At 47.7% G+C, this 14119-nt stretch carries 5 protein-coding genes; all 5 read right to left on the bottom strand.

The features are described 5' to 3' along the window. Positions 1-95 precede the first annotated feature (95 nt). The 5 genes from AADEFJLK_RS11165 to AADEFJLK_RS11145 all read right to left on the bottom strand — a co-directional run bounded on the left by AADEFJLK_RS11165 (position 96) and on the right by AADEFJLK_RS11145 (position 14101). On the bottom strand, positions 96-1832 hold the full coding sequence (locus tag AADEFJLK_RS11165) for a cyclic peptide export ABC transporter (RefSeq protein WP_103974407.1): 1737 nt from the start codon (positions 1830-1832) through the stop codon (positions 96-98). Positions 1833-2002: 170 nt separating this feature from the next. Beyond that, positions 2003-4375: a penicillin acylase family protein gene (locus tag AADEFJLK_RS11160; RefSeq protein ID WP_103974308.1), complete on the bottom strand. Its 2373-nt coding sequence runs from the start codon at positions 4373-4375 to the stop codon at positions 2003-2005. 55 nt (positions 4376-4430) lie between these two features. Then, complete coding sequence (locus AADEFJLK_RS11155) at positions 4431-6650, bottom strand: aminotransferase class III-fold pyridoxal phosphate-dependent enzyme (protein WP_170065089.1); 2220 nt, start codon at positions 6648-6650, stop codon at positions 4431-4433. Between the two features lie 71 nt (positions 6651-6721). Next, positions 6722-12670, bottom strand: coding sequence for a non-ribosomal peptide synthetase (locus AADEFJLK_RS11150; protein WP_170065088.1), 5949 nt, complete (start codon positions 12668-12670; stop codon positions 6722-6724). A gap of 189 nt (positions 12671-12859) precedes the next feature. Continuing rightward, positions 12860-14101, bottom strand: coding sequence for a sulfotransferase (locus AADEFJLK_RS11145; RefSeq protein ID WP_103974305.1), 1242 nt, complete (start codon positions 14099-14101; stop codon positions 12860-12862). Between the last annotated feature and the right edge of the window lie 18 nt (positions 14102-14119).

Here is a 14119-nt window from a genome sequence, read left to right as displayed (position 1 = left end):
TAAATTATTGCCCTTTTGAAGGTTAGGGCATCTTATATTCATACGATCAACAAGTCTGCTAATCCAGATTAGCCAAAAAGTGCGGTTTGCCGGATTTAGTTTGACACTATTGGCGCATCTCCTGTTAAGCCTTCTTCGGCTCTCTCATATATAGGGCTTTCGGCCACAATTGCTTTTAATGCCCCATCCTCAATTTTCAAACATCGGTCGGCCATATAAAAGTAATGGTCATCGTGTGAAATCACTATCACCGTTTTGCCTTTAGCTTTTAGTAGGGGCAGTAGTTCCGTATAAAATATTTTCTTGAATATCGGATCTTGGTCGGCCGCCCATTCATCGAACAGATAAAAGGGGCGATCCTCCAGATAAGCGACCAACAATGCTAGCCGCTTCCGTTGGCCTTGAGATAGATCCAGTGTCGAAAATTCTCCGTTTTCGATACTGACTTTATGATCTAATTGCAATCTGGCTAAATACACACGCGCTTCCGTATCCAACTCTTTGCCTTGAAAACCCAATAGGCTATCGAATAGGTAAAAATCGGAAAAAACGGCTGAAAACTGCTGGCGGTAGCTTTCTCGGTTAGTTTCGCTAATACGCTGCCCACCTAAGCGAATCTCCCCTTGCTCTGGCACATAAAGTCCAACCAATAACAACGCCAGTGTCGTTTTGCCGCTACCGTTGCCACCGATAAGAAAAACCACTTCGCCGGGTTGTAAGGTCAAATCCAAGGGGCCTAAGGTAAAAGGGCGGTCTTCGCCTTCCCGGCGGTAACGGTGGGTTACGCCGTTGAGCATCAAAACTTCCGGATCGGCAAAAGACAATGACCCGCTTGTCTCGGCTGATTCAGGTTCACAAGAATCCCACGTTAAAGCCTCAATCTTCTTTAAGGCAATACTGCCCCTGACCCAAACGGGCACCCCGTCCATTAAGGTTGCTAAAGGAAACATCATATAGAGAATGGTCAAACAATAGCCGCGTACAATTTCTGGGGTCATGTCCGGCCAAGCGGGCAATTTAACTACATCCAGACAGGCAAGCGTAGACAATCCAGCGACAGCTTCCCGGATATTCGGCAACAGAAAAAGTGCTGTACCAATCAGCAGATAAAATAAAATGTTGCCCCAATTACCCGCTAGAATGTAAAAACCGTTACCTTGCAGATAATGCTGCCGATAATTTTTTGCCGCCACTTCCAAGCGGTCAGTCAAAAAGGCATTGCGCCGTAACTCGTGCAGCTTCAACTCTTTCATTCCTTGCGTCAGGCTACGAAAATGCCCGTATAGCTTATCATCAGATTCCCGAGCCATGCTTAACCTATGCTGGGCATGACTTTCGACTAACTGAATACCACCTATCCCCACAATGATCGCCAATATCACGATAACCAGCAAAGTACCTGACAACCAGCCCAAATAAAGTAGGCACCCCCCAATAATTGCGGCATTTACACACAGCATCGGCAGCCATTGGAATGCTTCCGCAAAAGTGGCGATATCTTGGGTTAGGCAAGCCAAGATTCGAGCCGGCCCAATAGCCTGCAAATGTGGAAAAGAAGTCCGCAAAATCTGTCGGCTCAGTTTCAGACGCAAATTGAAAATGACATTCTGACCAAGTCGCATCAATAAAAAAGCCGAGCCAATCCGAGCCAGAAACAACAATGCACACAATTCGGCAAACAACTTGCCCAATTGCGGCAAAGTACTTTGTTTGCTGTCCAGAGCCATATTAATGACAGCTATCAAACCAGCACCAGACAAGCCAGCAAGCAAGCCGGAACTCATTGAGAAAATCAAAAGCCAGCCTGAATTACGCAGTAAAAAAAACATCATACGGTTAGCCATCCTCTGCTAATACCGAAACTCCGGCTTGGGTATCCGATTAGGAAAACCCTAGTTTCATATTTGACGAATCTAATCCGTCTTAAAGGTTTCCAAGCTAAAGCTTTACAAACCCAGTATAGATAAAAAATGATAGGCAAAATCATGTGCATAAGTCCTCTCTAATTCTGCAATTCGGTTATTGGTACAAATTCCAAGCGGTGTTGGCTTGTTCCGGCTTCCAAAGGCAAAACAATACCTTCTGTCCAAGCCTGCTGTTGGTCGCCGTAATGGGGCGAAAGCGGATGACCGGATTGTCCGCCAGGCATATGCAAAATGCCATTACCTTCACGCCCTGGCGACACAATCAGACGCTCACTGTCACCAATGCCTGGCGTATACATGCGCACGCATTCATCACAACCCGATACTGCGGCCTGCGGCATATCTAACCAACGCTGCAACAACGGTAACGAATCTGAAAAAGGATGGGCGATAGCTACCTGGTTGACAGTACCCCATGCGAACACCTCTTGAAAATCGGCTGAATGGCCTGCCAATACTTTACCTTCAGCCTGTATCAGTAGCTTAAGAAGAAATGCCTCCCAGTTGGGGAAATGCTGCTTATCAGGCAGTAATGACGGCGGTTTTGCTGTTAATAATTGCTGTAAAGGCACATCGGCCATGGTCGAGGTGAAACGGAATTTAGGATCGTGTTCACGGCACTTCACCATAAATGGGGAAATCACGGCATCAAGCAATAATTTTCTAAATTCCACTAAGACGGCAAATCCCACCGAATCCCGCTCGGCAAAACCATCCCACTTGTTCAAAATCTCCGCTAGATGTATTTGTTCCTTATCTTGACTTTTCTCTAGGAGGGATAATGCCAACTGCTGATAAAAACGGTAGAATTCCGCCTTAGTATCCAATTGCAACGCAAACATTTCCCGTTCGGTGATATTTTTCGCTTCAAGGAGCCGTTCGCTAATCCGGTAGGCACGATACCCATGGTCAAAATAATGTCCTATTACATAAGGATAGCTACTATCCAGCATTCTTTGATTGGCGTTGACGATAAAGCCAGACGGAGGATTCAGCAGGCGCGGTAATTCCTCCGGCAAAATATAACCAGCCCAACCAACTAAGCCGTTAGCCCAGGAACGGCTCACTGAACCGTCCAGTCCGAAGCGTTTAGGAATTTTACCTGTGTATGTCCAGCCAATATTGCCTTGGCTGTCAGCCACCAAGGCATTCAAAGGCGGGCCTCCCGCCTGATTGAAAATTTTTTGTGCGGCTATAACATTTTTGGCGGCATCCAAATCAAGTAAATGCAAATCTGTCGCCTCGGGATCTAAGGCGACCCAGTGTACCGCTGTCGGTGTAACGGATGAGAATTCTGGTAACACCGGCCCCCACTCGGTGGATTGCACTCTAAACGTCAAATCCGCTTCGCCTTTAACCTTAACCGTTTCTTCCCGTTCATTGAATTTCATCCAGCCTTTCGGAGTGCGATAGCTGCCAGCGTCGGTGGGATTAATTTCCAATGACACCAAATCCACGAAATCACCTTCTATATTGGTAAACCCCCAAGCCACATTCCCATTAGAACCAACGACAAGCAGGGGGACGCCAGGCAAAGTAAGGCCAGTAAGCGCCACATCACCATAACGGATTTCTGCTCTATACCAAATATTTGGAACGCGTAGTGATAAATGCATATCGTTAGCTAAAATAGCCCGACCATCCCAAGTCTTTGCAGATCCGACTACCCAGCCATTTGATCCTTTAGGAGGAGGTGCTTTGGTCGCTAAACCGGCATAGTATTCGGGATTGCCGATGTTGTGCAATAATGCGGACAGCTCTTTCGTGGGGATGGAAGGTATTGCTGTGCTGGCTTTGCCGTTCAGTAACCGTGTGGTGTAAAGGTCGACGGGCGGCAAAAAAAATTGCGTTACAGATTTTGGCAAGGCCGCTTCCATAACAGTGGTCATGCGTTCCTCATCGCCTGTCCAACCTAAATCCTCTTCCATCCCCAAGATCACCAGTAAACTGTCTTCAGGTCGCCAAGCGGAAGGGTTATAGCCCAAAAGCGAAAATTCGGGCGGTAAAACTGCTAAAGACTTTATGGCTTGGTTGACCCCTAACGCATAAGCTTCGAGCACCCGCTTTTGCTCTTGCGGAAGACGTTCAACAATAGCGTGCGCAACCTGCTCAAAGCCCATCACGCGATGCCATCGGTCAGTGTTTTTTAATTCAGGCCCCATCACTTCTGCTAAACGTCCGGCCATATGCCGCCGTAACAAATCCATCTGGAACAAGCGGTCACGGGCAGTTATAAAACCTAATAGCAAAAAAGCATCTTCCTTATTGTTAGCATGTATTGTCGGGATACCGTAGTTATCGATTTCTGAATAAGCAGGCGCACTTAAACCTTTTAGATCGGCCTTAATATCGGAGTCCGGCAACATCCCGACAAAACGATAGGCGGTATACATGCAAGCTAAGGCTAAAACAGTTAAACCAAGCAAAGTATACAAAGTAATTTTTCGCATACCTTACTCCATAGAACCGTGATTGCCGCCGCCCTTGAGGTCAACAAAAAATAACCTATTCATTGCCATACCGTAAACCCGACAATTGTGTCGTCAGTCCTGTAATCGCCGACTTTAGTTGTGCCACTGATAATAAGTACAAAAAAACTAAAATTTGCTTGAGGCCAAATAAAAATAAAGAAAAACGGCTGATTTTTAAAGATTTTTCTATACCCACCACCAATTGCTCCATTTCACGATCGGAGATGTTCAACGGCGGCAGCAGTCGGCAAAAATATTGCAGGACATGGCCTTCGGAAAGGCATAAGCGGGAAATGAGTAATTCGGAAACGTCTTTACCAAATAAGGACAACGGAAATTGTTCCATATCAAGCATCAAGTGCAAGTGTAAGCCTTCTCCCCTAATCCCTTTTAATAACGGGGCGCGGCCAGCAACTCCCCACAACTCGGATTTTAGTCGGTTGCCTGCGTACCTGATCCGTTCCCGATTGCCCGGCGCATTTGCTTGGGTGAGGCCATTCAAAGCGATATGCGCCCCTAATTGGTTTAGGAACTGGTTCTCATAGCGTGTCACCACCTGTTCATTGGTATGCTTGGCTTGCTGATAAACAGTATCGCTAACCAGTACGGCGGAGATCGGGAATGTCAAATCGCTTAAACCTTTGGATAGGGTAATAATGTCCGGTTGGTATTGGTCACGGTCAAACGATACGAATGACCCTGTCCTAAACATGCCGTTGAGGATTTCATCAATGCCAACAATGTAACCAAGGTCTTTCCTATACTGAAAGATGATGTCTATCAACTTGGGCGGCACTTGGTTTAGACTATTGCCTTGCATGACTTCAAACCAAACCAACGCAATTTCCCCAGAGCGCAATTGCTGCAACAAGTCAACATCGGCGGTCGGCGAAAAAATATCCAGATAGACAATATCCCAATACAACGGCACAAAGGGTTTCCGGTCAAATTCATCCTCGCTGCCGTTTAGGGAAATCAAGCTTTTGCCGGCATAATTGCCTTTGAAAATAACGATCCTGCTGCGTTGCGGGTTAGCCAACATCGCCAGAGTAATGGCAATATCGACCGCACACGCGCCGCTAACGGCGGGAAAAGCATGATCCAGCCCGACCAAGCCGCTTAACAGGCGGGCAAGTTCAGACCAATAATCGGTGTCCGGCTGGTGCGCTTCCAACGCTTGGCCGATATCGGCCGGGTTATAGCCGCGCAGGTTACTGCCCGCCCCGCCAATGCAATCAATTAAATCAATTTCTCCAGTAGATTGATTTTTAATGGTGATTTTTGTACCTTTGGCCTGTGTGATATCCAAATCCAGCTTTGCGGCATGACAAATTAATGGAGTGATGGGGTTAATGTAGGTGCAGAAGGCCTTTATCCTTGCGGCGGGCTTATCGGCAATAGCGTTGAACTTGGCGGCTATCTTTGCCGTTATGGGCAGGCTCTTGAGGATTTTATCCCGCACCATGCTAGTGACTAAGCTGTTGCCACCGTAGGTGGACGAGTGCATGAAACAAGTGGAGACCTTAGCCCACGGTTTATAAAACCTATCAAGCACGGAAAAAGCGCCAAAAGGCACTTGATAGTCGGTCAACGCCTCTCCCCAAACGACAATATCCGGCTTATCCGCCAAATGTGCCAAGCTTGATTCCGTCATACCGCAGGAGGCATGGGCGGTGTTAAGAACTAGGATGGTTTGTTTTTCCCGGCACAGGTGTTGTATCCGATTGAGTTCATCAAGAGGAAAATCATCGTATAAACACATGACCACCGCAGCGGCTTTCGTACTGCTGTTATTCAGCTGACTTGACAAGTCTGCCAGTTCTTCGTAAAAAAGCACTCCGGGAACCAGTGCTTTGTCGATGCCTTGTGACAAGGGATCGAATAAATCCGCGTAATAGCGCTCTTGGTCGTAAACCAATACTAAGCCGTCATTGTCAGGATGGCTGAGACGCGCATTGTGCCGGGATATTTTTATTGCCCCATGCAGCGCCTCAATACGGGAGTTACAAAAAAAAGTCTTATAAATGTCTTTGGCGGCTTTATTCCGTAAGGCATTAATATACTCGCACAACAAATAGGCGGCTTGTGCCGATTCGGCAAACACAGGTTGGGAAGCCAATAAGAAAGTGGCTTTACCGGCTTGGTTACGTTGCCATATAGTGTCTAGTGTTGTGCTGGTCGCAGGTTCATAGATTGCCCATCTGGCTTTCAGGGCATTTTGTCCAATGGTGTTGCTGTCAAGATTTTTGCTCAATGTCATGTCCTCAGAAATTAGGGTGGCCGGTCTGCGATGCCGTGTGTTTGGTCAGTTTCATCGGCGGGGCATTAGGGCCTTGTCATAATGCCGTGGCTTTTGGCGGTACTCGGTACTTTTCCTTGGCATAAGGACACGGTGGGCGGTTCCAAAAAGCTTGAGCCGATCATATAATCAAGCGATTTGCCAAACACGCCTTCATCAATAGTCGGTAAGGCAATGCCGATGCCTGCCAACGCTTGTGTTGTCTGGCCATTTTGATAAGGGACAGCGTTATCATGGTGGTGTTCGACAAAAGGTTCGACCATCCCTGCTATAGTCTGTGACGTAGAGTGTTGCAATTGCGAAGTCAGCGCGTGAAACGCATAAATCCATTCCGATGGCGGCACTTTCACGGTTGGGTACCCATATCTGTCTAGCCAAGTGATAAGCTCGTCCATGGGTGTCGCATTAGGGTTACAGATATGATAAGTACGTCCTGGTGCGGCATCGGAGTTGGCCAATCCGATGATGGCGTGGCTGACAAAATCGATGGGCATCAGCATGAACCCGGCTTTATTGGCCGGAAACATGCCAAGGTCTAGGCATACTTTAAGGAATCGGCAATGGAAATCCCCGATATTCCAAGCACCTGTACGGCTATGTCCTGTTACGGCACCCAATCTGTAAACGCTAACCGGCAAGCCCCGTCCGCTTGCAACACGGAGCAAATGTTCCGCCACTAGCTTGCTTTGCGCATAGCCCATTGTCAGCTTAGTTTTTAAGCTAGGTAGATCATCTTCGGAAAATCCGGGCGGCAGCGTTGCGGTATCATCTTCGAAAATGGATAGTGTCGAAATGTAATGGACGGGCTTGGGCTTGCCGAGACAAGCGAGGCGTAAAATTTCCCGCGTGCCCGAAACATTGGCCGCTTTCAAGGCCTGAAAGGGCAATAACAAATTGGTCGATGAGCCGTTGTGATAGATTACGTCAATGGTTTTGCCCAATTTCCGAAATTGCGTTTCTGGCAGACCTAACAACGGTTTTGCCAAATCACCGGATAAAGGCACGACCCGATGTTTCACCCAAGGGTTGTTGATGCCATAACAATTAAGGGTCGCCTCAATTCTAATGGCGGTATCTTGGACGGTATCAGACCGCACCAAGCAATAGATAAGCCCTTGGGTGTGCGTAAGGAGTTCGTCAAGCAGGAACGCGCCGACAAATCCGGTGACACCCGTCAACAAAATATTGCGTGAAGGGGCGTAAGAAGCACCGATGTTGAAATTAGGGGCGATGTCGGCAGCCAATATCGCTTCCGCCCGTAAATCTAGGGGGGCGGGTGATTTTTCGACGCAATCTGCAACCAAGGTGTTGTCAGGCAATGCCACGGCAGGACAAGCCGTAGCAAAATCTTCGAGTATGTTTAAAACCGTGTTAGCCAACTCTTCAATCGTGTCTGGTCGGTAACACGCACTACTGTAACTCCAATCAATATGTAAGGCATCGGCTATGACCGAAGCATCAATGTTCAGCTTGTGCGTCCGTTGCGCCGCCGGGTCTTTGAGATGGCCTACAGGTGCTTGCACAAGCGAAAATTGAGGGTTTGCCCCGTTGCCCTGATCGATACGGCCTAAATAATTAAAGCCAAATTGAGGGGTGGGAATGGCTTCCAGACGTTTGGTAAGTTCGGGATTTTTGCCCAAATAGCGCACCACTCCATAATCAAGGCCATGGTTGGGTATAATAGCCAGTTGCTTTTGTAGCGCTTGCACCAGTGCGGGAAACCTTTGGCCTGCTGAAAACTCGAATAAAACAGGGAATAAGGTGGTAAACCAGCCGACAGTACGCGATATATCAACATCATCAAAAAGCTGTTCACGGCCATGACCCTCCATTTCCAGCAATACCGCATTATTTTGCGTCCATTCGGCCAGTACGGTCACAACTGCCGCCAGCAGTACCTCATTGATCCGTACGCCATGAATAAGCGGCGCGTTTTGCAACAATAGTGACGTTGTTGCCGAACTTAAAGTAACGGATAAGGTTTCGCTGGTTGCTTCAGAATCCAGGCCGTCGGCAATATCGGTGGGCAGGATATGATTGGCTCTGGCCCAATCGGTATTCAGCCAATAGTTGACATTGCGCTCCGCCAACGCCGTTTGCGCGTAAGCGGAAAGACGTTCCGCCCACAGTTTGAAAGGGGAGCTTTTGTCCGGCAAGACCATTTTCTTACCATCAAGGGCTTGTTGGTAGAGTACACCCATGTCTTCTAACAGAATCCGCCAACTGACCCCGTCCATCACCAGATGGTGGACAATAACCAATAAACGGCTGCCCACATCTTGCCCGCAATCAAAGCAAACCACTCTGACCATAGGCCCGTGGTTCAAATTAAGGCTACGTTGCCAATGCGTTGCCTGTTCGGCCAATGCGGCTTGCCAGCCGTTTCCAGCAAGGCTAGAGAGGTCGGCCGAAATAATTTCGCACGCACTGTCGGCGGTTTCCGGCAACAATTGTTGCCAAACGCCATTGTCTTGGTAAAAATGGCTGCGTAAGACATCGTGCTGACTCAGCAACCGCTGTACGACACCCGCCAATAAGGTGGGATTTATAGGTTGTTTTACATCCAGCAAAACGGCTTGGTTCCAATGGTTAGGATTGGTATAGGCTTGTGCGAAAAACCACCGCTGAATAGGCGTCAACGGGACTTCTCCAGTGATGACACCTTGGTCTGCCTGCACGGCGTTGGCGTAACCAATAACTTTCGCTAACGCCTCGATGGTTTGGCATTCGAGTATTTGCCTAGGCTTGACCGTCAAATTGACTTGTTTTGCCCGATTGACCATTTGCATACTCAGGATGGAATCGCCGCCCAGCTCGAAAAAATTATCCCGGATACCGACTTTTTCCAACCCCAATAGCTGTGCCCAGATCACGCATAAGGTTTCTTCGGTGGGGGTGTTGGGAGGACAATACTGGCCTTCCGGTTGTTCATCGATAACCATTTTGAGCAAAGCTTTACGGTCTAGCTTGCCGTTAGAGGTAGTTGGCAGGCTATCAAGGAACACGAATGTGGACGGAACCATATAATCGGGCAGATGGTCGTGCAGGAAAGTGCGCAAGCTGTTGGTGTCCGTTTGGATTTGCTCAGGCTTGACGGTGAGGTAGGCAATAAGGCGCTGACTTCCTGAGGCCGTTTCAGCATGAAGCACAACGGCTGTTTTGATAGCGGAATGTTTGCGCAATTTGGCTTCGATTTCGCTTAATTCCACCCGAAATCCCCGCAGTTTGATTTGCTGGTCGGCTCTGCCTAAAAATAAGATATTGCCATCGGTACAGTAACGCGCACGGTCTCCTGTCCGGTAAAGGCGGGTTCCCACCACTTGGTCAAAGGGATTGGGTATGAAGCGTTCTGCTGTCCATGCCGATTGGTTCAAATAGCCGATAGCAACACCTTCTCCGCCAATATACACTTCCCCTGGTACGCCAACCGGCACCGGATTGAAATAGGTATCCAAAATGTATATGCGCACCCCAGGAATGGCATGGCCAATGGGTATTGAGCCATCCGCAATTGTTGTTGGGATTTGGTAGACCGTACACCAGACGGTGCCTTCGGTAGGCCCGTATTCGTTATAGAGGGTGGTGGCAGGCAATTGGGCGTAATGATAGGCGGCCACTTTTGCCAAACAGGCTTCCCCTGCGACAATAACGGCCTGCAAGCTCTTCAGTTGTCCGGCATCGGCTTGCTCCAACAAAACGTTGTAAAAAGACGGCAAACATAACAGATGGCTAATCTTCTCCTGCCTTATCCATGCCACCAAAAACGTCGGGTCGGTATGGTGGGTGTCGGAAGGTATGCACAGCTTCCCGCCTTGGCACAATGTCCAAAATAAGCCAGCCACTGAACTGTCAAACGAAAAAGACGAGAGCAACAAAAAGCTTGCCACCTGACCGGGGTAGTAAGCGAACCGAGCCATGGTCGAGCACCACAAGTTACGGTGGCTAATGGCGACACCTTTGGGTTGCCCGGTAGAGCCGGAGGTATAAATGACATAAGCCAGATTACCAGAAGGGATCGCCAGCACCGGATTTGTGGCGGAATACCCAAAAATCATATCCCAATCACTGTCGATGCAGCTTATGGGCACCGCTATATCCGGCAAAACAGGCAATACCGATGTTTTAGACAAAATCAGAGCCGTACCGGAATCTTCCAACAGATACTTGATTTCGTTTTTAGGGTATTGCGGATCTATCGGCAAATAAGCACCGCCTGCTTTGAGTACGGCCAAAATGCCCACCACCATTTCCCAACTGCGCCCGAAACACAAGGCGACCAACGCACCGGGATTTAGGCCTTTGTCCAACAAATAATGCGCCAATTGGTTGGCCTTAGCGTTAAGTTCGGCATACGTCAAGGTCAGGCCACTGGCCGATAAGGCGATGGCAGAGGGTATACGGCCCGCCTGTTTTTCAAACAACGAGTGGACAACATCGCCTTCTGTGATTTGCCAAGGGTTTTCATCTGCTGTAATGTACTCGACATCCTGCCATTTTGGCGACAATTGCCGATTTTCCTGCGGAACTGACAAGCGCAATTCACTGATCCGCGTTTCTGGGGCATCGGCGATATTTTCCAGCAACGCCCGAAAATGTTCGCCCATGCGGGCCATCGTGTCCGCATCAAATAAATCGACATTGTATTCAAAGGCCGCATGCAACTGGTCGTGTTCTTCAGTCACATGCAGGGTCAAATCAAATTTGGCAATAGTATTTTCGATAGGAAATGGCGTGATATCCAATCCTGTCACCCGTATCGAGCCAAAAGGCACGTTATGCAATACGAACATAACTTGGAATAAGGGGTTGAAACTGGGATTCCTAGCCAACTTCAGCTGTTTGACTAACAATTCGAAGGGATACTCTTGATAGGGCTGGGCATCGAGCATCGTTGCCTGTGTCCTATCCAGTAAGGCGGTGAAGGTAGGATTGCCGGAAAGATCGGTGTGCAAAGCCAGCACATTGACGAAAAAACCTATCAGGGCTTCAATATCCTCACTGCCACGGTTGGCTACCGGAGTCCCTACACAAATATGCCGTTCCCCGACATAGCGGTGCAAAAGCACATTAAACGCGCTAAACAACAGCGCGAATAAGGTCACGTTGCGTTTCCTGCACAATTGCCGCAGGTTTTCAGTCAATCCTTGCGCCAAAAAAAAGTGGTGGTCACTACCGTTATAGGTTTGCACCGCCGGTCTTACCCTATCGGTCGGCAATTCAAAATCGGTGTCTAACCCAGACAAATGGCGTTGCCAAAAGGCAAACATTTTCGCAAGCACATCTGGCTGCAATTGCTGGCGTTGCCAATAAGAAAAATCAGGATATTGGATAGCCAATTCCGGCAATGGCGAAGGCCAACCTTGGACATAAGCCTCGTATAACGTCGCCAATTCCCGATACAAAACGGCGGCCGACCAACCATCCGTGATAATGTGCGGCATGGTAATCATCAGCACAAACTCTTGCTGGTCTGGACGGACATCGGCCATCAGAAAAAGCCTGACCCGCAGCAAAGGACATTGGGCCAAATTAAAAGGCATTGCCGACTCTTGGTTAAACAGCTGGCCGACTTGGTTATCCAACCCGCATAAATCCTCCACTGTGACGGATACCCTCAGTTCTGGCAAAACTTGCTGGATAGGCTCTATACCGATGGTGACAAACTGAGTCCGTAAGGCCTCGTGCCGACGGATGATCTCATTAATGGCTTTTTCTAATACCGGGACATTGAGCGTGCCTTTAAGGCGTACGGCAATGGAAAAATTATACGCGGAACTGTCGGCTTCCAATTGGTCAAGAAAAAACAGTTGTTGCTGGGAAAACGATAACGGCGATTGACCGTTAGGGCGTTTGGAAATGGCGGCTTGCCCAGGCTGATGGAATATCGGTTTCGCTTGCAAGCGTTTTTGCAATAGCGCCTGTTTGGCGGCAGACAAGCCAAGCTTAGGTTCAGATAATTGCGTATTATTTTTCATAGCTTTCATTAACATAAAGTAATTTTATTTAATCGCTTCACTTTTGCGGTTTAGTAGTTGAAACCCTTTCTGCAACTGACCTAGCCACACCCTGTTCTTCGAACAAACGCAAATCATCGGAAGCCAAACCTAAAGAAACCAGCTTTTGCCCCATCCTTAAAGAACCCTGTTGGAATTGTCAGATATGGCCTATTGGCCAAACAGAAGCCGCCCGAAATTAATTGCCATTCTCCTATCTCCAGACGCGCCTATCAGGCCTCTTTGAAACGCTTCCAAAGCTGTTGCCTTACCTGAAACTAAGTCTTTTAATACCTCCGCCGACACACCCAAGGTACAAACGGCTTCCGCATCTTCTGTATGCACTAAACCTTCCGGCTTAGTAAGATCGAAAGTCCACACCCCGCTTTCTGCCCCATTCACTTGCAATTTACAAACACAGTTGAGCGCACGGAAAGTCCCTAAGCGATCCTTAATCAATTTTGGAAAATGATTGGCGAACAAGTCTGCCAAAAAAGGATTTGCACAATCACCGTTAATATTCTGGGTGGGTGCTTGGGTAGGATGTTCTTCAAATTGGCGGCAAATTAATGCGGGATAGCCAAGCTTGACTAGCAAGTTATTCAATCTGACAAGCTGATTATCTGGGATTGATGTCAAGGGTATCTTGGAACCTTGACCTATGGAATCTGTAGACAGCTTAGTTGAAAATTGGAATTTAATGTCGCCGTCCACGGGCCCTTTTCCTTCGTGGGAAAACACGCGTTCAAAAAATTGGCTATCCCAAGCCAAACCGAGAAAAGCAAATAATGCATCCAATGTTTCATCGGGGGAGGAAACGATTTGTTCGTATGTCACTTTGAAACATTTCTGAAAACTATCCAGTTCAAATGCATGGATAGCACTATTGTTATCTATCCAATAATCGACGATGGAAGAAACGATGTTATAGGGATTCCTTTGTATATAAGGCGCTATCTCCTCCATAAACCCTAATTTGCTTACGCTCAGATAAGAAGAGACAAAATCGAGACAATTGCGATATAAACAAATGAACTTCGCATTCGGAAAAACACTGCTCAGGATGTCAATATGGTTAATATTGACTGTCGTTTTGTCGCACCAAAATATTTTGTTTTTTTGCGCAGCATAACCATTCATTAATTCGGTCACAACGCGTCTAACCTCAACTTTTGCCTCAGCCTGTTTATCTTCCTCGCTCAAATGAGTGGCGATTTGCGATAGGCAAGAATAAGACGTTTCATACATAAATTGGCATAAGCTGCCTATATGCAATTCGGCCGGACTAAATATATCTGGATGAGCGTCCAATATATTTCTCAATAAAGTGGAACCGGAGCGCTCCAACGAAAGGACAAAAATAGGCCCAACACCGTCTTGGCCGTTTAAAACGTTATTTTGTGTTTCTTGCATTTGTAAACCTCAATATTT

Origin of the sequence: Methylovulum psychrotolerans, assembly GCF_002923755.1 — a bacterium.
GTDB lineage: Bacteria > Pseudomonadota > Gammaproteobacteria > Methylococcales > Methylomonadaceae > Methylovulum > Methylovulum psychrotolerans.
This window is presented reverse-complemented; position numbering and strand designations above follow the sequence as displayed.